Annotated in this window: 13 protein-coding genes; 10 read left to right on the plus strand and 3 right to left on the minus strand. The window is 47.9% G+C overall.

Features of this window, described 5'->3' with window-relative positions; translation table 11 throughout:
• Positions 1-13: 13 nt before the first annotated feature.
• The 4 genes from PEPTYR26121_RS04290 to PEPTYR26121_RS04305 all read left to right on the plus strand — a co-directional run bounded on the left by PEPTYR26121_RS04290 (position 14) and on the right by PEPTYR26121_RS04305 (position 3880).
• On the plus strand, positions 14-577 hold the full coding sequence (locus PEPTYR26121_RS04290) for a GNAT family N-acetyltransferase (protein ID WP_180499578.1): 564 nt from the start codon (positions 14-16) through the stop codon (positions 575-577).
• The gene (locus PEPTYR26121_RS04295) at positions 567-1550 is read left to right on the plus strand and encodes a DnaD domain-containing protein (RefSeq protein WP_180499580.1); all 984 of its coding nucleotides are present in this window, start codon (positions 567-569) and stop codon (positions 1548-1550) included. The genes PEPTYR26121_RS04290 and PEPTYR26121_RS04295 overlap by 11 nt, the downstream gene beginning before the upstream one ends.
• On the plus strand, positions 1551-2534 hold the full coding sequence (locus tag PEPTYR26121_RS04300) for an ATP-binding protein (RefSeq protein WP_180499582.1): 984 nt from the start codon (positions 1551-1553) through the stop codon (positions 2532-2534).
• A 155-nt stretch (positions 2535-2689) separates the two neighbouring features.
• A complete protein-coding gene (locus PEPTYR26121_RS04305; RefSeq protein ID WP_180499584.1) occupies positions 2690-3880 on the plus strand; it encodes a pyridoxal phosphate-dependent aminotransferase in 1191 nt (396 codons plus the stop codon).
• 71 nt (positions 3881-3951) lie between these two features.
• Here PEPTYR26121_RS04305 and PEPTYR26121_RS04310 read toward each other — a convergent pair whose 3' ends face one another.
• Complete coding sequence (locus PEPTYR26121_RS04310) at positions 3952-5172, minus strand: dihydroorotase (protein WP_180499585.1); 1221 nt, start codon at positions 5170-5172, stop codon at positions 3952-3954.
• Positions 5173-5258: 86 nt separating this feature from the next.
• Here PEPTYR26121_RS04310 and sdaAB point away from each other — a divergent pair, with 86 nt between their 5' ends.
• From sdaAB to PEPTYR26121_RS04325, 3 genes are all read left to right on the plus strand, one after another.
• Positions 5259-5954 carry an L-serine ammonia-lyase, iron-sulfur-dependent subunit beta gene (gene sdaAB / locus PEPTYR26121_RS04315; protein ID WP_180499587.1) on the plus strand — a complete coding sequence of 232 codons (696 nt, stop codon included), beginning with the start codon at positions 5259-5261 and terminating at the stop codon, positions 5952-5954.
• Positions 5948-6823, plus strand: a complete 876-nt coding sequence (gene sdaAA / locus PEPTYR26121_RS04320; RefSeq protein ID WP_180499589.1) for an L-serine ammonia-lyase, iron-sulfur-dependent, subunit alpha — start codon at positions 5948-5950, stop codon at positions 6821-6823. Before sdaAB ends, sdaAA begins: the two co-directional genes overlap by 7 nt.
• A gap of 113 nt (positions 6824-6936) precedes the next feature.
• Positions 6937-7422, plus strand: a complete 486-nt coding sequence (locus tag PEPTYR26121_RS04325; protein WP_180499591.1) for a DUF4342 domain-containing protein — start codon at positions 6937-6939, stop codon at positions 7420-7422.
• 107 nt (positions 7423-7529) lie between these two features.
• Here the strand turns inward: PEPTYR26121_RS04325 and PEPTYR26121_RS04330 are convergent, their stop codons facing one another.
• A complete protein-coding gene (locus PEPTYR26121_RS04330; RefSeq protein WP_180499593.1) occupies positions 7530-8411 on the minus strand; it encodes an arginine deiminase-related protein in 882 nt (293 codons plus the stop codon).
• Between the two features lie 448 nt (positions 8412-8859).
• Here PEPTYR26121_RS04330 and gdhA point away from each other — a divergent pair, with 448 nt between their 5' ends.
• Entirely contained in the window at positions 8860-10206 is a 1347-nt protein-coding gene (gene gdhA / locus PEPTYR26121_RS04335; RefSeq protein WP_180499595.1) for an NADP-specific glutamate dehydrogenase, read from the plus strand.
• An 811-nt stretch (positions 10207-11017) separates the two neighbouring features.
• Here gdhA and PEPTYR26121_RS04340 read toward each other — a convergent pair.
• Positions 11018-13123 carry a stalk domain-containing protein gene (locus PEPTYR26121_RS04340; RefSeq protein ID WP_180499598.1) on the minus strand — a complete coding sequence of 702 codons (2106 nt, stop codon included), beginning with the start codon at positions 13121-13123 and terminating at the stop codon, positions 11018-11020.
• Positions 13124-13377: 254 nt separating this feature from the next.
• On the opposite strand from PEPTYR26121_RS04340, the gene PEPTYR26121_RS04345 reads away from it, so the two are divergent.
• Together PEPTYR26121_RS04345 and PEPTYR26121_RS04350 are read left to right on the plus strand one after the other, a co-directional pair.
• The gene (locus PEPTYR26121_RS04345) at positions 13378-20799 is read left to right on the plus strand and encodes a hypothetical protein (protein WP_180499600.1); all 7422 of its coding nucleotides are present in this window, start codon (positions 13378-13380) and stop codon (positions 20797-20799) included.
• A gap of 10 nt (positions 20800-20809) precedes the next feature.
• Positions 20810-21499 (plus strand): class B sortase, encoded by a 690-nt coding sequence (locus PEPTYR26121_RS04350; protein WP_180499602.1) that lies wholly within the window; start codon positions 20810-20812, stop codon positions 21497-21499.
• Positions 21500-21845 lie beyond the last annotated feature (346 nt).

The following is a 21845-nucleotide window of genomic DNA, read 5'->3' on the forward strand; positions in this document are numbered from 1 at the left end:
GAGGGGCGATGAGGTGAATCTCATACCTTTAGAAGAACGTCATGTCGTAGATTTTTTGAACTGGGAGGATCACACCGATCCCCTCTACGCCATGTACAATTTCGAAGAAACGGCGGAAACAATTGGCGAATGGTATCAGTGGAAGACCGAAGATAAGCGGGATCTTTACTACGCGATTATGGAAAAAAGCCGCGCCGTCGGCTACATCGGTTTAAAAAATATTTCGCCCATTACCCGCAAGGGGGAAGTGGGCATTATTATCGATCGGGCGGAGATGGGAAAAGGCTACGGCAAAGAGGCCATGGAGGAATTGCTCCGCCTGGGCTTTGAGGAACTTAAGCTTGAGACTCTATACCTGGAGGTCCTTCCCTGGAATGAACGGGCGATTAAGCTCTATAAAAAAATGGGCTTTCAAAAGACGACGGCCATCTTCAGGCCCGTGGATCTTCCCGAGGACGAAAAGAGCTTGCGGGCCTTTATGCCCTATAAGGATAAAATCAGAAAAGGGCGGAGCTACAGCGCCGTCTTAGTGGATCATATGGAACTTACGAAAGGGGTGTGGCGACGTGGAATTTAAAATCGACCCGTTGCAATTAGACTTGGGCGACACGCCCATCGAAAACATCTTTTTAAACGACTATATGCCCGGCGCCGACGGCGATTTTGTAAAAGTCTATCTAACGGGCATCCAAATGGCACACAATGGAGGCGAGGGCGATCATCAAACCATCGCTTCTCGCCTTAATTTATTGGAAAGCGACGTTTCCCGCGCCTGGGATTACTGGGAAGGGGAAGGCATCGTAGAAAAAATCTACGAAGGCGAAAGCTACGGCATTCGCTTTTTGCGCCTGAAAGAACTGTATACCAAGGAAATCTACACGCCGGACAAGACCAAGAGCGATTTCGTAAAGCGCCTTGAAGACAGAGAAGTGGCGGATATGTTTACCCGCTGCGAATACTACATGCGCCGCCAAATTCCCTATCAGCAAAAACTGGACATCGCCTCCTGGCGAGAAGTTTACAATATGCCCATCGACATGATTCTCGAGGCCTTCCGCTATGGCACCGAAGAAAAAAACAAGCGCTCCGTAGCCTATATCGAGGGCATCGTGCGAAATTGGGCGGACGATAATATTCGCACCCCGGAAGATCTCGAGAAAAACTTCATGGAGCACGACGCGAGCTATTACCGCTACCGTCATCTCCTACAGCTTATGGGTCTTTCGAGAAAGCCCTATATTCGCGAGGAATCGGACATAGTGGAAGAATACCTGGAGATTATGAGCTTCGAGCTTATGGAAGAGGCGGCCAAGCGCACAGGCGGCATCGCCAGGCCCAATTGGCGCTATTTTGAAAGCATCTTAGCCGCCTGGAAGGCGAAAGATATTCTTAAAAAAGAAGATCTTTCGAAAGATGTGCGGGAAAAACCGGCACCTCGAAGCGCCCAAAAGCCCATTCAAAACTCCGCCACCTCCAAATACACATCCGACGATTTGGCGAAAATGGCGGAGCGGAAATGGAAACAGTTTCAAGAAAGGCGGGGAAAGTAAATGGCCCATTACTTCGACGACATTCGCAGAGAATATGAAAAAACCCGCCGAGACAACGAGCGCATGCAAGGGGACAGGCGGAAAGAAGCCTACCATATGGTCGACGGTCTGGAGGAAGTGGAAGACAATATCCGCTCCCTGGGCTACGAAGCCGCCAAGGCCGGTCTCCTGAGCGGCGATGAAGACGTGGCGATCTCCGCCCAAAAAGAACTGAAGACATTGGAGGGCATTCGCCGTTCCCTCCTTTTAAAAGCGGGCCTTCCCGCCGATTACTTAGACCCCATCTATAACTGCCCCCACTGCAAAGACAAGGGTTATTTGGAAGACGGCAGCCGCTGCCAATGTTTGGAGCGCCGGCTCACCGCCTATCTCCACAGGGGGAGCCATATCGAGCGGCAAATCGAGACCAATAATTTCGGCAACTTCCGCATGGATATTTTCTCCGACATGCCCTACGGGGAAAAAAACATCTCCCCGCGGAAAAACATGGAGGAGATTCTCGAGGGCGTGGAAACCTTTATGGATACCTTTAAAGAGCCCAACGACATGAACCTTCTCTTCTACGGCGCCACGGGTCTCGGCAAGACATTCCTCTCCCACGCCGTGGCGGCGGAAATCATGGCGAAGGGCGTGTCCGTCGTCTACGAAACCGCCTTCGGCATGATCCGCATCTGCGAAGACAAAGTCTTCAACAAAAGCGGCGATCGGGAAGCGGAAATGGCTTACGACAGCCTCTTTAAAGCCGATCTCCTCATTATCGACGATCTGGGCACGGAAATGGTGAACGCCTTTACCAACGCGCAATTTTTTAATATTCTGAATACCCGCCTTATTGAAGGCAAAAAGACCATCATCAGCACCAATCTGAGCCCGCGGGAAATATCCTCGGTCTACGGAGACCGCATATTCTCGAGAGTCTTCGATAAATTCGTGCCCATGGAATTTATCGGAGAAGACTTGCGCTGGGAAGCGGACCGAGTGTAAGGGCTAAATAAAAACTCGGTAAAAGACCCATATTTCACAAAATATAGAAAATACATCGTTATAAAAGAAACTATACAGCCCATTGTATTGAGTATTCGAATTATATCCACTATAATGATGGTAATGAAAGTTAAGAAAGAGAGAGGAGAATTTTAATGAAATTATCTAACCGTATCGAATCCATGCCCTACAGTGCGATTCGTAAACTTACCCCCTATGCAAACAAGGCGAAAGAAGCCGGCAAAAAAGTATACCACTTAAACATCGGTGCACCCGACGTTGAAACGCCCCAAGAATTCTTCGACGCCATTAAAAAAATCGATATGAAAGTATTAAGCTATGCTCCCTCCCCGGGACTTCCCGAACTTCGCGAAGGCATGGCAAAATACTACCAACGTCGTGACATCCCCATGACCGCTGACGACATCGTCGTAACCGCAGGCGGCTCCGAAGCCCTTCTTTTCACCCTGCTCGCCATTACCGATGTAGGCGATGAAATCCTTACCTGCGAACCCTACTACACCAACTATCTTTCTTACTTTATCGAAACTTCCACAACCGTCACCACTTTCCCGACGGTCGTAGAAGACGACTTCCACCTCCCTTCAAGAGAAGTCATCGAATCCAAGATTACCGATAAAACCAAAGCCATCCTTCTTGCAAACCCCGGCAACCCCACAGGCGCCGTTTACACACAAGAAGAAATCGAACTCATTGCCGACATTGCAATCGAACACAATCTTTGGATCATCGCTGAAGAACTTTATCGCGAATTCATCTTCGACGGCAAAGAATTCCACAGCTTCGGTACCATCGAACGCATCCAAGATCGCCTGATCTTACAAGACTCCATTTCCAAACGCTTCAGCGGATGTGGCGCCCGTATCGGTAACCTCGCATCCATGAACAAAGACTTCATCGCCGCTGCAAACAAACTTGCAACTGCACGTCTTGCCGTTCCTACCGTGGACATGATCGGTGCTGCAGCACTTTACGAAATGGACGATTCCTATCTCGAAGGCATTAAGGACATCTACCAAGAACGTCGCGACGTTATCGTAGAAGAACTTAACAAAATCGAAGGCGTTAAATGCAATATGGCAGGCGGCGCATTCTACACCGTAGCCGACCTTCCCGTAGAAGACGCAGAAGACTTCTGCCGCTGGTTACTGGAGGAATTCGACGTAGACGGCGAAACCTTAATGATGGCACCTGCCGCAGGTTTCTACGAACACAGCGAAAACTTCAAGAGCCAAGTACGCTTAGCTTACGTTCTCAATATCGATGCCATTCGCAAAGCAATGCACATCTTAGACGAAGGCTTAAAAGCATACAAAGCAAAATAAGAGCATATAAAAACAAGCCCCACGAGGAGGGCTTGTTTTTTGTTGCAGCAAAATATGAAAATCGGGGCTATCTAAAACTCGTGAAAAGTACCCTTTATAAACACGCCCTCGATCTTACCGTCGAAGTTTTCTCCGATCAGCGGAGAGTTCCGGCTTTTGCCGTGGAAGAAATCATCGTCCACTTCGGTCTTACCTGCCGGATTAAAGAGTACGAAGTCGCCGCCCTTAACACCTTCGTGGGGAAGTTTATAAAAATCGGCCGGGATCTTTGTAAGCGAGTAGATCAAGTCCTTTAAACTGCACTTTTCTTTTTTTACGAGTTCCCTATAGAGAAGGGGGAAGGCGGTCTCAAGACCTACGATGCCCGAGGGGGCGTCCTTCATGCTCTTCGCCTTTTCATCCGACCTGTGGGGCGCGTGGTCCGTGGCGATGGCGAAGTGATTCTTGCCCACAAATTCTATAAGCTCGTCCCGGTCCTTTGCCGTACGGAGGGGCGGATTCATCTTCGCGAGGGTTTCGTGAATAGCCACATCTTCGCCGGTCATGGTCATATGGTGGGGCGTAAGTTCGCCGAGAACGTCTCCGCCGGATTTGGCGAAGGCTTCTACGAGGCTTGCGGTTACGCCGCAGGAAATATGCTGAATATCCAGCTTCGCGCCCAAATAAAAGGCCAGGGCTAAATCCCGCGCCGCCAAGGAATACTCCGCCATAGCCTCGGCGCCCTTTAAGCCGAAGGGCTCCCCGTAGCGGCTGTCCACCCCGGGATTGTGGACGTAGTTCGGATCCTCCTCGTGTAAACTGACGGGGAGATCCAGGGCCTTGGCTCGGCGAAGCCCCTCTTCCAGAAGAGCTATACTTTTGAGGGGCAGGCCGTCGTCGGAAAAGCCCACGGCCCCTCGGCGAGCGGCGTCTTCCATATCCACGAGGACCTCGCCCTTCAAGCCCTCCGTCAGGGCGCTCACCGTGTAGGCATGAATGGGAAGATCTTTAGCCCGTTCGTAAAAAGCGCTTATTTCCTCTCCCGCCATTACGGGCTTCGTATTGGCCATGCACACCACGTGGCCGAAACCTCCGTGAAGGGCGGCGGCGCTTCCCGTCTCCAAAGATTCCTTGTGGGTAAAGCCCGGATCTCTAAAGTGCACGTGTACGTCTACAAAAGAGGGGAAGAGATAAAAGCCTTCGCCGTCGATGGTTTTCCCCTCGCCGTCGTAATCGAAACTTACAGTTTGAATTTCGTCGAGACCGTTTATGGGGTCCAGAATATGTGCGTTTTGAATGGTGAGCTTGGCCATAAGAACCTCCTGAAGATAATGAATAAACTATGATAAAATAGACAGGCAAGTAGCAGTAAACATCCATGGATTGAAATGAGGAGACAATGAAAAGATACAAGGCATTCGACGTGATCGGCCCCGTCATGGTGGGCCCGTCCAGTTCCCATACGGCGGGAGCCTGTAAAATCGGCAACGCCGCCCTCGCCATTTCCGAAGGGGATCCCTTCCATAAAGTCGTATTTCGCTTACACGGTTCCTTCGCCTCCACTTACAGAGGCCACGGCACCGATCTCGCCCTCGTGGCAGGTGTCCTCGGCATTCTGCCCGACGACAACCGCCTGGGCCACAGCTTTGAAATCGCCAAAGAGCGGGGCATCGACTTCGGCTTTAAAGAGGTGGATCTCGGAGATGAGCGCCACCCCAATACGGTGGAAATTATTTTCTATTACGATAACGGGGGCCATCTTTCCGTAACGGGATCCTCTATCGGCGGCGGCAATATTTTAATCGTCGCCATCAACGATATCGAAGTGGAATTTAAAAATGAATACCCTACCCTTATTTTACAATATCAGGAGCAAAAAGGGGTCATCGCCATGGTATCCACTAATTTAACGGCTAACGGCTACAATATCGAAACCATGGTGACGAAAAAAATCGAAGACACGGTCACCTTGGTCACGGAAATTACCCACGCCGTGGATAACAAGACGTTGGAGCCGATTTTAAGCGACGGACGCTTTGAATTTGCCAAATACATCGGCACCTTCGACGAAGAAGAACAGGAGGCATTATGCTAAAGACAGCGCAGGCCCTTATGGAAATCTGCCGGGAAAAGAATTGGAAGATCTCCGATTATGTATTGGAAGAAGAATCCAAGGGCGATCCGGAAAAGAAAGAGCAGATTCTTTCCGAGCTCAGCCATATGCTCGGCATTATGAAGGAATCCACCTCCCGTACCTTGGAAGAAGGTTCCGGCTTAAAACAAAACATCATCAACGACTTCGGCAAGAAGACATGGGACTATTCCAAGAGCGGGAAAAAATTCGTCACCGACGAAAAGACCCTTCGCGCCATGGCCCGCGCCTTCTCCACCTTCGAGTCCAATGCGAATATGGACGTCATCGTGGCGGCACCTACGGCGGGCAGCTGCGGCATCGTGCCGGCGGCTCTCGTATCGGCACAGGAAGATTTAGGCGTCAGCGACGAGGACCTTGTCAAAGGACTCCTGACCGCCATCGGCATCGGCCAGTTTATCGGTGGCTACGGCACCTTCGCCGGCGCCGAAGGAGGATGCCAGGCGGAATGCGGCGCGGCTTCCTCCATGGCGGCGGCGGCCCTCGTGGAACTTTACGGCGGCGATGTGGAGGAATGCCTAAACGCCGCTTCCATCGCCATAGTAAACATTTTGGGCCTCGTCTGCGATCCCCTGGGCGGTCTCGTACAATACCCCTGCACCTTTAGGAACGCATCGGGCGTATCCAATGCGCGCATCAGCGCCGATCTTGCCATGGCGGGCACCTTCAGCATCGTCCCCTTCGACGAAGTCTGCCAGGCCATGAAAGAAGTCGGCGACGCCATGCCCGCTTCCCTGCGAGAAACCGGCATCGGCGGATTGGCGGGAACCCACACGGCACAAAAAATGTGTCACCAACTATTTGATGAATAAATCAAAGGCATGGTAAAGAAAGGTAAAAGTCTGGACTTTTGCCGATCCGACGCTCCTTTTATCGGGTACAATACAAATAAGTTATTGAAGATAAAACGAGGAGGCAATAGATTATGATTACCATGGAAAAAATTGATTACGTAATTTCCGTCACCGGCGCCGATTATACGGTGGTGCGCGACGCACTTTTAGCCGCCGACGGTGATGTGGATCGCGCCATTCGCCTGATTATGGGCGAAGAGAAGAAAGAAGAAAACTTTGAAGAAAAAGCGGACTTCGACTTCAAAAATGCGAAAAAAACCAAGGCGGAAGATTTCGCCGATTCCATTACGAACATCGGCGAAGAGATTATCGACGCCGTGAAAGAAATTTGGGAAAAAGGCAATGCCACCAAACTCATCGTCATGGACGAAAACGACGAAGTCATCTTAAATGTATCCATGAACCTGGGTGCCATCTGGACAGTGATCGCTCCCTTGGCGTCCCTTATGGGCGTGGGCATCGGCCTTTTAAGTCGCTGGGAATTTTACATCTATCTCGACGACGGCAAGGTTATCAATGTAAAAGACTATATTACGAACAAACATCGCATGAGATAAAAAGACTATATTACGAACAAACATCGCATGAGATAAAAAGACTATATTACGAACAAACATCGCATGAGATAAATAAAAGCGAGGCAGATCGAAACCTGCCTCGTTTTTTATTGCCCTATAAAATTTTCCGCGATCATACAGCGGGCACTGCCGCCGCCTAATGTAGAGATGACGGGGAGGGGCGTGTGCAAAATCTTATTATACTTTTCGAGGATCTTTATTTTTTCGGGAGCCAGATGTTCGTAAGCCTCCTCGCTCATAACGAGGAGGTGTTCGCTCCCCATAAGCTCCAAACAATTGCCGCAGAAATGATCCACCTCTTGGGCCGTCAGGGGAATAATCTCCTTGCCCGATTCCTTCAGCCGGCGGATCACATCCTCCCGGCCCTCCGTAATAAGTTCCTCGGCGATCAGGGCGAAATGCTCCGCCACGGTCATAATCACATTGGTGTGGTAGACGGTGGCGCCGTGATGGCGGGCGCGAAAGGGAACGGGAACAAGATCGTAAGCTTCCGAAAAGCGGTTCAGAAGCTCCTCGTCGCAGCGGTTGGAAAGAGCGCCGTAGCAGATATTATGAAAGCGGTCGATGACCATGGCACCCGTGCCTTCGAGAGCCGCCTCTTCCTTCGAAAAATCCACTATATCCAATTGGGAAAAATCGAAGAGCGCTTCATACTGAGGCTTCAATTTAGGAAACTCCATTTTTCGATTGTCGCTATACATAGGCGAGAGGAAGAGCTTTCCGGGGAAAGTGACGAAGGTATTGTTCGGGAAAATAGAATCCGGCGTATCGTCGGAAAAATCCTCCACTACGTCCACGTGGACGCCGGCTTCCCGAAGAGCGGCTACGAAATTATCGAATTCCTCCTCGGCAGCTTTGGCTGGGTCGTCGAAATCTTTTCGATCACTTTGATACTTATTGTCCTTCGCCGTCTCCGCATTAAAACGGAAGGCGGAAGGTTTAACCATAATAATATGATGGGCTAACATATAATTCACTCCTTTTCTTCATACATTAAGTGTAAACGAGTTGAATAAAAAAATCTCGAAAATTTTAAGAAGGCGAGCCGAAGAAAGCGGAAAAAGATTTCACAAAAACTCCATAGAAACTTAATGAAGCTCGGGGAGTAATCTTTTTTACACCGTACATTTCAAATAACAAAAAGAATGTACAAAAACAAAAAGGAAAACGATTCATATTGTCAAATACTGCATACAATGGCTAAAAATGGCTTGCCAAGCCCACTCCGAAAATGTATATAGAATAAAAACCCCATGGAAATTTCGTTTTCTATGTGTTATGATGAACACGTTAGAGCGATAGGGCCGATCTGTTCTGTGGCGATAAAAAGAAATTTTTTATTTTAGGAATAGGAAAGCCTTTGCTCTTTATACGAAGACTTTAAAGTCTACTTACTTTCTTTAAGGAGGAAATTGTATGAGCTATCTTGAAAGTGTAATCGAACGTGTTAAAGAAAGACACGCGAGCGAACCTGAATTCTGCCAAACCGTTGAAGAAGTATTAGGTTCTTTAAAACCGGTTATCGACCAACACCCCGAATATGAACGTGTCGACCTTTTAGGCCGCATGGTTGAACCGGATCGTCTTTTCAGCTTCCGCGTAGTATGGCAAGACGACGAAGGCCAATACCACACCAACATCGGCTACCGTGTACAATTTAACGGAGCGCTTGGACCGTACAAGGGCGGTATTCGTTTCCACCCCACCGTTAACCAATCCGTTGTTAAATTCCTCGGTTTCGAACAATGCTTCAAGAACTCCATGACCGGCCTTCCCATCGGCGGCGGCAAGGGTGGTAGTGACTTCGACCCCCGCGGAAAGAGCGATGACGAAATCATGCGCTTCTGCCAATCCTTCATCAGCTCCCTTTACCACTACATCGGACCGGACACCGACGTACCGGCAGGTGACATGGGCGTTGGCGCAAGAGAAGTCGGCTTCATGTATGGTCAATATCGTCGCTTAAAAGCTAAATTCGAAAACGGTACCTTCACCGGTAAAGGATTCAGCTACGGCGGTTCCCGCGTTCGTCCCGAAGCTACAGGCTACGGCGCAGTTTACTACCTCTTAAACGTACTCGATCACTTCGGCGAAGACATCAAAGACAAGAAGATCGCCGTTTCCGGTTTCGGTAACGTAGCTTGGGGTATCTGCAAAAAAGTTCAACAACTCGGCGGTAAAGTCGTTACTATCGCAGGTCCCGACGGATACATCTACGATAAAGACGGTATCAACACCGAAGAAAAAGTTGCATACATGCTCGAAATGCGCGCATCCGGCCGCGACAAAGTACAAGACTACGCAGACAAATTCGGCGTAGACTTCTTCCCCGGCGAAAAACCCTGGATCAACGCAGAATACGACATCGCTATGCCGGCTGCTTACCAAAACGAAATCACCATGGAAGAAGCAAAAGCTATGGTTGAAAAAGGCTTAGAATACTACATCGAAGTAGCTAACATGCCCACAACCAACGAAGCACTCAACTACCTCATCGAAAACGTAAAAGTAGTTGCTCCTTCCAAGGCTGTTAACGCAGGTGGCGTTGCAGGTTCTTCCCTCGAAATGAGCCAAAACAGCTTACGTCTAAGCTGGGAAGCTGAAGAAGTTGATAAACAACTTCACACCATTATGGACAACATCTACAAAATGTCCGTTGAAGCTGCTGAAGAATACGGCCTCGGCTACAACCTCGTTGCAGGTGCAAACATCGCCGGCTTCGTACGCTTAGCAGATGCTATGATGGCACAAGGTGTTATCTAATCAGTAGACTACAAGATAAAAAAGATCGCGAAAAATCGCGATCTTTTTTTCTTGCCCTACATTCTGCAAAATGTCATAAAAACGCCATGGAAATGTTACCCATTTGTTATCGAAAAGAGAACCCCACTTGATAAGATGAAACTGGCGGATAGCGTCGCCATCGGCGCGAAAGCCCGCGGCTTTTAAGGCGTCGGTCACGCCCTGAAGCGCCACCATTCCCCGGCATATTCTATAAAGGATCTCCTTATGAATGGGGAAATAAAAAACTCGACATGAAAAAATGTCGAGTTTTTTATTTGAGGAAGATGATCATCTTATACGGTTAATTTTTCTTCCAAAAGTATAGCATTCATTCATAAGATTTTTTAGGAGGAGGGAATAGGCCGTTGCGATTCGGCCTCTTTCCCTCCTCCTAAAACCACCTCCCATTCCACCCTAACGCTTTCTATATGTCCAAACGGCTTACGCCGTTTGATTCCTGTTGGGCTGCGTCGCGAGAGATATATTCTGAGTTGGATTTTTATTTTCGTCTCTGCCTTTCGGGCGAGCGTCCGTCTAATCTTACCGATCAGCCTTCGCTACGCTCGGCTTCTCGGAGATTATTGAATTGAGACCTGCCACGAAATCAAAGATTTCGGGCTAGGGCTTCAGCTCGCCCCTACAAATCACGATCTCAGCTTTCGCACACGTAGGGGCGGGCCTGCCCGCCCGCAAGGGGTATGCGGAAATACTCCCCAAAATATAAAAGATATTTCCTCTGAACAAAAAAATCCATTGAGGATTCCTCCCCAATGGATTTTCTCATTACATTCTATTCTTTCTCATAAATGGAAATGGAGCGGTCGCTCTTGCCGTAATAAACTTCCATCCCCAAATTTTCCACCACAAAACGCAGGGGAATCATGGTGCGGTCGTCGCGAATAGCGGCCCCCACATCGAGAGGCACGTTCTTCCCGTCGATGCGGGCCTCCTTGCGATCCACAGGTAGCTCCAAGGTTCGCCCTTTGTAATGGACGGTGGCGACCCGTTCAGCACGATCCCATTCCACCTCGGCGCCGTAACTTTCCATAACGAAGCGAAGGGGCACGAGGGTGCGATCCCCTTCGATCGTGGGCCGCGTATCCATGGTCATCTTCTTGCCGCCCATAGAGTAATCGGTTTTGCCCACCGTCATGGCGAGCTTCCGATACCCGGGAGCGTCCATCAGATAATAACTCCGTTGAGTGCCGAAAGACGCCTCGATGGCCACATAAGCCTTGCCCTCGGGGCGGAGCGTAAACACGGCGGCGGGAGGATAGAGCCCGCTTCCCGTAGGCTTCTTCCAACTCTCCGTATTGATGGCGGCCTTGGCGTTTACCACATTCCAATTCATTTGATTGGGATCCAGCGCGATGTTACGACCGGCCTTCGTTTGGCCCTTGGGCGCCAACGACACGCGATTTCCGTTTCGCGTAGAGGCGAAATTCAAAGACTTCATGGCCGCAGGGCTCGAAATCGTAACGGGAAGCTTGATCTTAGCGCCGTTACTCATGGTCAAGACAATATCGGTTTTTCCCGTACTCGGGGAAAGGAAACGACTGTAAACCCAGGCGTCATTGCCGAAAGCCGTGTCGCTTAAACCATAGGTCACGGAAGAAGGTTGCACCGGATGGTAATTAGTATCCCAAGCCTTCTTCAGCTTGTAGGTGGCCACCTCGCCGATAACCACAGACTTGGGCCCGTCGATTTCCCCGCCGGCCACGGCCGTGCGCGGCGCCTTATTCATAACGCCGATGCCGTTGACGATCCGCCGCTGAGACGCGTGGCGCTCGGGATGAGCCACTACGGAATTCTTGAAATCCCCGTGGCCTCTCGCCACCATGGTCGTAGACCCGCCGCCGTCTAAATTAATCGCCTTGTCCACGCCGAAAGACGACACCGCCGCCGCCCATTCGGCGAGACGCATACCGCCGGATTTGCGATTGCGCCCCTCCGTCGCCAGAAGATACACCGTCTTGCCGTCCTTTGAAATAGCGGCGGCACTTCGGGCCCGCCGGCCGTCGATAGAATCGGCATCCATGGTGTAAAGCTTCGGACGCCCGTTTTCCACGAGGAGTGCGTGGCCGCCGATTAAAAACTGCCAATTTCTGTCCGGCGCAATGCGGTAATCCAATTTCAAAGTACTTCCGACCCGCACATGCTTCCGAATAAAATCCTTCGCCCGGCCGTTTACCTGCAAAATAAACTTACCTTTAGGCGTGGCCATAGGGAGCGGGCCGTTTAGCGAAATCTTTTCCACCTTGCCGTTGCCCGCCACGAGAACCTCGCCGCTGCCCCTAAGCCCTCTCGAGCGGGACGTCCAGAAATCATTATAAAGCTGGATCGAATCCTTATGAGAAGGCACCTGCGTGTGATTAATAATATAATCCGTCTTATTTAAGCCGCTAATGGGATAACTGGCCCCGTCGCTCGCGTAGGCCCCGCCGGAAAAAGTAAAGGATTCGATATGAGCCCTTCTGTTGCCGTCTACGCCGAAAGCGTAAAGCCCGATAGACTCGAGAGGCGAAGACTGAAGTTTGCCTTCCACCACCGACGGGCCGAAGGGCGCTCCCTGCTTCGACATATTAAAGAAATCCCCGTTAATGGCGGCGTAAGCGTCCGTGCGATCGGCCATATTGGACACCGTGTCCCGCCGAGTATAGGTACCTGCGCCGGCCATCACCTCGAGAGAAGCATAGGGATTATTGAGATCCACCTGAATCACATCCACCACGTGATTCCTTCCGCCGACTTTCACCTGCACCTCCCGCCGAATCACGCCGGGAGAAACCTGCACCCGCCCCTTCTCCTTTAAAGCGGCGGCCTCCGCCGGGCGAGACACCGCCAAAAGGACAAAGAACAATGCGAATAAAAGAACATGAGCCTTGCAATCTTTCAAAATAACACCTCTTTCTCCTTACCATTATAATGCAGAAAAGCGGCGAAACGGACCATAATATAAAACGTATTAAAAACGTAAAAAACAAAACCCTTCATAGGAAAGCGAAGAGGAAAAGAAGAACCCTTCTCATTCCCTGAATAAAGCCAAATAAAACGTTTTTTATCTTGTATACCTACCACCTATTATATATAATGAACAGATAAAGAAGTTTATGTTACTTCTTTAAATACACTATAGAAAGGAGGGAGAAAATGAACAGGAAATTACGTCTATTCATGCTATTTTTAATGCTGACACTTTTCGCACACGGCACAGTTTATGCAGCCGACGAAAAAGATTTAGGCGACGACGCCCCGGTGGCGGTGGAAACTTCAGTTTCTCCCGATACGACAGAGGGAAAGGATGAACAAGATCCGATTCCGACGGAAGCGGCAGAAACAGAATCCGCTCCGACTATAGAAGAAAAAGACGGGACTCCCGCAGATGGCGATCTCGCAACCGAAGAAAAGGACCTTGCAATCGAACCGAAGACGGCGACACAAAACGCCCCCAAATCGATGGAAGATGCAGCAGGCGAAACGGAAGCGGACGCTAAGGACGAGGCGGATAAAAATCCGGCCGACACACCTAAAGCAGACTCCGAAGAGGATGCAGGCGATAAAGAAGTGACGGCGGATGGAAAACCGGCCGACGGTACGGAAGCAAATTCTGAAACGGAAACAACCGAAACCGGCAAAACAACCGAAGCCGACCAAAAAACGGAAGCGGCGGCGGAAGAAGAAAAGCCCGTCGAGGTTAAAAACCAGGTGGAACCTTCCGAGGATCTTAAAAAACTCGGCGAACAGATAAAAGCCGAGAAAGACAAAGAGAAGAAGAAAAAACTTCAAAATGAGTACAATGAAAAGTACTTGAAAGAAGTTGAGGAGTCCGCTTCGGGTAAGCTGACCGACGACATGGATCAACGCTTAACCGATAAAGAGGAGATTGCACGATACAATCAAATCAAGGAAAAGCGTAAAGAAATCGAACAAAAAATCGCCGACGGTAAGTTGACGCAAAAAGACGTCGACGAACTGAACAAACTTTTAGGCGGTTTCGAGCCTCCCCGCGCATTAACGGACGAGGAAAAGGCGATCCGAAAAGATCTCGCGACGAAGCCTTACATTAATATCGACGAGAAGAACTCTTCTGAAGAAGGTAAGAAACTTTACGAAGATTATAAAAAGGTAAAAGATGCCTTGGATAAGGCGCTGGATCCCGATCAAGACGGACTAAGCCAGGAAGAGCTGGAAGCCCTCGGCGTTAAAGATCTTCAAGAGCTCAAGAAAAAGTTCGACGATCTCAACAAGCAAGTCTTGGACGGCATCAACTCTACGGATCCGAAGAAGAAGATTACTCCGGCCTTCGGAGAGAAAAATGGAGACCCGAGAATTAATGTCTATCCATTCGATTTTTCCGGCGGTGTCGGCGGCCAATTGGAAGGCGATACCTACTACGTTCCCGATAATACCCCCCTGGATCTCTTAGTCCAGGTAGGGAAAAACAATGATGGGAAAGAACTTACCTTTACCATTACGCCCAATAAAGTGGGCAATCCCTTAGGGGAAAATCCCAAGGCTGATTTAAATAGCCTTGTCTTTTTAAACGGCAATGCAGTAGAACTTACAGCCAATGAAGATGGATCCTATTCCTTTACTACGGCTGAAGATTTCGGCGTAGCTCAATTAAAATTCCAAATTCCCGGATTTTACGGCAATTTACACGAAGGCTTTTCCATAACAATGAAAGCCGGAGATAAAACGATTAAGAAGAATTTCTTAATTACGAAAAAAGGATACGATGAAAATCCGGAAGTAGGGGAAATCGGGTCCGATGATCCGGCGAAACCCAAGGAATTCGACGGCGGCAACATCACCGATGGCTATGTCAACGACGACACGGATAAAGTAGCCAATATCTTCACTCTTTTAAAGAAGAGCAACGGCTACATCGACGATGTGATCGTAAACTCTTCCAACGGGGAATCTCTTCCCTTATCTCATGTGAAGATCACCATGAAGTTGCCGAAATACAACGATAAATTTGCCGAATATATTCATAAATCCGGCTTAAAGTATCACAAAGTAGATGACGGCACTTACGTTCTCGAGATTGAGAAGAGAAATTTTGAAAAAAATCTTGAAGGGAAAAATCCCAAAGAATTAACTCAGGATGAACTTAAAAACCTTCTTCTCGACGACGGAACCAATAAAAAATACGTCGATGACAATGGCGACGTTTACGAAGTTAAAGAAGTTCTTCAAAAGGACGACTTTAAAGTGGACGGCAAGACCCTTTATAAAAAAGAAGGCGAAAGCTTTGTAAAAGTCGGCGACTTTGATGAAAAAGGCAAGTTGACGAAAGACGGCACTACCTATATCTTACAAGGGGACAAATTGCTCACCTACACATCGGAAGAAGATGTTTACGAAGGCAATGTGGCCAACAATAAGGATGGCAAGGCGGATACCAATGTAACCCCGAGCCTTGAAGGAAAACAGGTTACCATTGAAAAAGATGGTAAAACTTCTTTTGGAGGCACCATCGTCGGCGGAAAAGACGGCGGCGCGATCTTTGATTCATCCCATCGCTTTAAGCAAGTTCCCGACGAGAACTTTGTAGGGGTTGAAAAAGCCCTGGTAGATTCGAACGGGAAACGAGTGCATGGTAAAACTTATGAAGAAGCCGATGTCAAAACCGATGCGAACGGCAACAAGACCGTTACCATCGACGGCGTCGAGTATAAGATTAAAGAAAACGCTGTATTTAACAAAGCAGGCTATCTGCTGAGCGGCTATACCTTCAGACCGGGAGAAGTCCTGGTGGATCAATACGGCCGCTTAATGGAAGATATTACCGTTACTAAGAATGATAAAGGGAACTACTCCTTTAGTAAAAAAGGAAAGACACCTAATGTTACATTCAATGTTAGCGAAACTATCGACCGAATCTTTGTCAATAATAACAATTATGTCGAAGACAAAGATGGTTATACTGCTATCGTCGGCAAGTATTATTACGACAAAGAGAAGGATCAGTTCGTCGAAGCAAAAGACGGTAAAGTGATCGGCGATAAATTCTTCGCAGGCTATAAGGAACTCAAACTCGATCCAAAGCTAGGCTACGGAGAATCTCTCGTTCCCGACGAGGCCACGAAACTTAACGGCAGCTTAGATCCTAAGGATTATTACAAAGTAGGCGACGCTTACTATGTAAAGAAAACCTTAGGTGAAGGGGACAAGGCGAAAGAATATTATGTTCGGGCCGACGGTAAAAAAGATGATCTCATTTTGTCCAAAGAGGACATGAGCTTCTACGTTCAAAAACTGGGCGATGAAGAGAGAATCGTCTCCATCGAAAGCATTTTCGATGCCGTCAACAACGCCAAATTCGGCTTGCGCTTCCCGGGCTTCTTAACGGGCAAGGACATCGGCTACACTTTAAGAGCCGAATTCCAAGCAAGTTATGAGCGCCTTAACGATAAGGGAGAAACGGAAGAAGTTTCCATCTTTAAAGATAAGGACGGAAAGCAAGCGGCGAAAGACACCACGAAAGTAGTCAATCGTTACTTCTATCTGAAGGAAAAACCGACAGGTGAAGCTTTATTCTTTAAGAATGCGCCTGCCGATCTGTCGAAAAATCTGGATTATAATTTCTTCAATATCTTCTATCGCGACGGCAGCGATCGTCAACGAGACCAATACATTATCGGTCTTTTAGATAAAGAAGCTAAGGCGAAAACAGATGAAGAAAAAGCAAAGATTGAAAAAGAACTAAAATTCTTAGATCTTTTAAGAAGAGAGTTAAAGAAACTGGACCCCAAGGCTGAGTTTAAAGTTGAAGGAGAAGACGAAGATAGAACTCTTTCCATTGTCGACGGCGATGGTAATGCTTTAGATTTACCACGTACCCTACGTTGGACCCTCGGGTTCAATAATAAGGGCGGCGGTCTCTTCCCGGAATATCCCGGCGCTTCGATTATTGTAGAAGATCACAACATGGACAATCGCCTGATTTACGATGAAGTGATCATTAACGATACGAAAGAAAACTGGGAAAGAATAAAGGAAGAAAAAGGCAAAGAATTTGCAGGAACCGATGAGTATTTCTTCTTAGATCAACTGGATAAGATTCGCCTCGGAATCAATCCCAATTACGTCGAAAGCTATTTTGTCGCCGTCGACGGATTTGAAATCTCGGCTGATGAGATTAAGGGCGCTCTCGGTGACAATCAAAAGGCGACCTTAAAGAAACACGGTGTCGATTTCGAAATCACCCGCGACAAAGACAAGGGACAAATTCACATCAAGGTATTAAATGCCTTCTATAAGAAGAATGATACTGAAGATAAGAGTTTTAAATTCTATAGTCCCGTACAAAAAGCTTATGCAGAACAGATTAATGAAGTACTAAAGACTAAAGAAGGCGAAGATCTTCTCAGTGTCGAATCAAAAAAAGCATTAAAGGATTCATTTGATACTTTGCTTGGGAAAGTTTATAAGGGAGGTACTCCCTGCTATAACAAGCTTTCCATCAAATTCGACAATCTTCTCAAAAAAGTCGATGACACCACCGAGGATGGACAAAAACAGCTAAAGACCATTCAAGAATCCATGATTCGCGAATTAAATCGTCTCAAGCTTTCCTATCTCGATAGCAAAAAAGGCGACTACCGCCACGACGATATGCGTTTTAACGCCATTCAGTTTGAACTGAAACCGGGCACCACTATCGGTGGGGCGACGGATTCGTCGAAGCGTAAGATCATCGGCATCACTTCGGTGATCAATCCCATGGTCGACATTCCCTTTACCGATGAATTTGGACAAATCCTCACGAACAAAGATAAGTACGTGAAGGAAGAAATTCAAAAGATTCTGAAGGATAAGGATGACAACTTTAAAGAGAATTGGAATAAGCAGGAATCTTCTTATCGCGATGTGATGAAACAAGCATTCGACAGCGTCAAAGATAAGATCGATAAGGATACAATCGAAATAAAAGATCTTGCGACATTTGATTCAAAGGCAGACTATAAGAAAAAGTTACCTTATTCTGCTAAAAAAGGCAGTGAACTTTTCTACGGCGATCTCGCTACCGGCGAAGGTAAAAACCGTAAGAGCTTAAAGGACAGCAAGGGCAATCCCATTAATCCTTACCATGTCGGCGACGGCGAAAGTATTACGACGGTTGATAAAAACATCGATGCAAACCTCGAGAAATACAAGGGAAAAATCGATGTAGATAAGTTCAAGAAGTCTCAAGCTTATAAAGAACTTACCAATCCTTCCATCGACCTTGCGGCTTATTATATGAGCAATCAGGGCTATGACCGCGCTTTCTACAAAAACTTTGCGAATTATCGCCTGTCTTTGGCAGGTCAAGGCCCCGGTTTATTCGAAAAAGATAGCCACTGGAAGAATAAGGTTTGTCCGTCGGGCATCGGTCTCGGCCACTGTATTGAAAAAGCAGGGGAAGATGCCGGCGTTGAAAAAGAAGACGGAGCTGACGGCAAGGGCACATCCGGCGCTACCGATGCAGGCTTCAAGCTCGTCTACGAACCTTCCGTTCCCACACCGGAAAAGGAAAATCCGAAATTCGATAAAACATCCAAAACGAAGGAACTCGATCTTTCGAAAGATGGAAAAGATAAGGAAGGAAAAGACAAAGATATTACCGTAGACTTTACGGTAACAGTCAAAGTCGACAAGCTAAACACGACGCAAAAAGTAACCAATGAAGCGCTGAAGCCGGTCAAAGAAGAAAAAGAAACTTCCGAAACCGATAAGAAATCTGAGAAACTGAGTGTAAACGCTAATTATAATGAAAAAGGTTATTACGTTTACAAAAATAGTTTAATCATCGATTTCTTGCCGGAAATTTTCCAATTGCAAAACGGCAGCCTACTGACCCTAAAGGTCGATGAGGACGCTATGAAGCAAAACGGCGCCAATAAAACGCTGGATTTGGAAGAGTTCCAAAAGAATGCCAAGCCTCTTTATGTAGAAAATATTTATGACTATGTAAAGACCCTAGATGGAGATAAGAAAACAGTTTTAGAAGCGGCCATTAAAAAAGCTGAAGCGGAAGGCAAGCTGAAAGAAGGCAAATTAACCCGCGCCATCTTGGCGTGGTTGCCCGAATTCGAAGCACCTCACGGTGATAAGACACAGTTTACTTTAAGCCTTAAAAACTTGCTCGTGGACAGGAAGAAATATCAAGAAAGCGAAGCAAAGCAAAACAAGGGTCAAAAGTATACGAACCGTGCCGTCTTCGGAAATGTCGGAGAATTTTTCTACAGCGATCATCCGATCACCATTACCGACGGCCATAAAGGCAAGGTCAATAAGTATTTGAGGATCTATGACGAAGAGGGAAATCCCGTAACGGAATCCGATGCAGGTGAATGGTTTAAGGGGAACACCACCCTTCATTTCGGCGACAAATTCGATTACAAAATCAATTACACGCTGGAAAAATCTCTAACCGATACGGATATTTCATCGAATCGCGATCAAAAGTGGTTCTTAACCGATGACTTTTCAAAGATGATCAAGAGAGGTCTTCGCCCGGTTTTAAGAGATTTTGTCGAAGAAAAAGATGGCTTTAGAGTCACTTATAAAATCGGCGAAAAATCTTACTCGAAGACTGCGTTAGAAGCGCTCATTAAAGAGGGAAAAGCTAAACTTGCCGATGTCGACGGTATTACCATCGATAATAAATTTGGATATCCCATCGGCCAATCGAAAGAATTCATCCTTCCCATGATGATTCCCGAGCTCGATGCAAAGATTGAAGACGGCAAGGTCGTCTATATCGGCATCGACGGCGAGAAGCATGAACTGGGCGAAGCTAAGGATTTCTTCAATCTTGATAATCTAATCGATAAGGATAAAGATCTTTCCGCTTCCAATAAGGTGGAAGGTTCCAATGAGGTCACCGTTTACTTGGAAAAGGAACGTTTCATTAAGCTTTACAAGGAATTCTTTGAAGCCGACGGCACGACGGAAATTAAAACCGATCGTCCCGAGGTTAAATTCAATATTATTCAAATTGTAAAAGACAAAGATGGCAACGTGATCGAACGAAAAACCTTGGACAAACAATTAGTTCTCAACGAAAAGAATGAGTTTGTCGGCAAGGTGGACGGTTTGCCCTTATTCAAGAAGGTTACGACGATTGATAAGGATGGCAATGTAACAGTCGAAGTTCGCTCTTACACTTATGAAGTGGAAGAAGTGGCCATGGACGGTTACACCGGCAAGGTGTTTAAATTCGACGAAAACGACGAATTAGGCTTTGTCTTTAAAGCGAAGAACACGAAGAAACCGGAAACTCCGCCGGAAACCCCTCCGGAAGAGCCTAAGACTCCGCCGGAAGAACCTAAGAATCCTCCGGAAGAGCCTAAGACTCCGCCGGAAGAACCCAATACACCTCCGGAAACTCCGGAAACCCCGGATCAACCCGGAACACCGGACAAACCGAACAAACCTAATCGCCCGAACAAGCCCAACAAACCTGTACGCCCCGGCCTTCCCAAGACCGGCGTGGCAGATGAAGGCATGCTCTTATTGGCGAGCGGCGGTTTGCTCCTTGCGCTCTTGGCTTATCGGAGAAAGTATGCAGTAAAATAAGCGAGGTTTTATGAAAAAGCGACGAATTCTACTCAATGTATTGATTCTTTTGGTGGCGATATTTTTCGTCTACCGCGCTTTTTCCTATCTTCGCTTGCGCCGAGACGGCGACGCATCCGAAGCGCTTTATCGCTACGCGGCGGAATCTTTTTCGAAAGATGCCGATCCGTGGCGCCATGTGGAATCGCAGTTCCCCCATGCCGTCGGTTGGATTCGCTCCTCCGACGGAAAGGTGGATTACCCGGTGGTGCGAGGGGAAGATAATGAAACTTATCTTCGCCGCGCAGCCGACGGGGAGGAGAATGTGTTCGGCAGTATTTTTATGGATTACCGAAACACGGGGTTCGCCGATCCCTTCGTCATGGTCTACGGCCATATGACGAAAGACGGCAGTATGTTCGGCTCTCTGAACGCCTTCAAAGCAGACGGCGATGTGCCCTCCTTCGAATATTCGGAGCGAGAGGGCCATTACCGGGGAGAGCCCGTGCTCGCCGCCATTATCGACGGCGAAACCTTAATCGATCCGAGAGATTACGGCGATTTCACGAAGCGACGGGAATTTTACCGGAAGCTGAAACAAGATGCCGTGTTCGACACGGGTTATGAATTAAAAGAAGAGGATCACCTGGTGGTCCTCGTAACCTGCAGTTACGAACGGCACAATGTAAGGCTCGTGGTCGTAACCGTCAGCGGCAAATAAAAGATCCCCCACATGAAAAAATGTGGGGGATTTTTGTATGAGGAAATAATGGTCGGCGGGGTCATGAGATGGTATTCATACGGAAGATATGTGTTTCAGTTGGGGGTAGATCTTCGCGCACCCCTTGCGGGCCTGCCCGCCCGTCAGACGTGAGCGACGATAGTTGCCCGATTCAAGGATTTCTTAATTCGGTTTACATAACCCGAGAAGCCTGTCGCGGGGAAGGGGAAAGGGCTCAGAGGCGAAGGTAACCCGGTCCCCAAGATTTGGACATTTCCCCTACCTTAATCGTGTATAATTCAAATAAGGAGGTAAACCATGGGACGAGGAAAACTAACAACTGAAG

The sequence above is a fragment of the Aedoeadaptatus nemausensis genome (assembly GCF_903819165.1).
In the GTDB taxonomy this organism is placed as follows: Bacteria; Bacillota; Clostridia; order Tissierellales; family Peptoniphilaceae; genus Aedoeadaptatus; species Aedoeadaptatus nemausensis.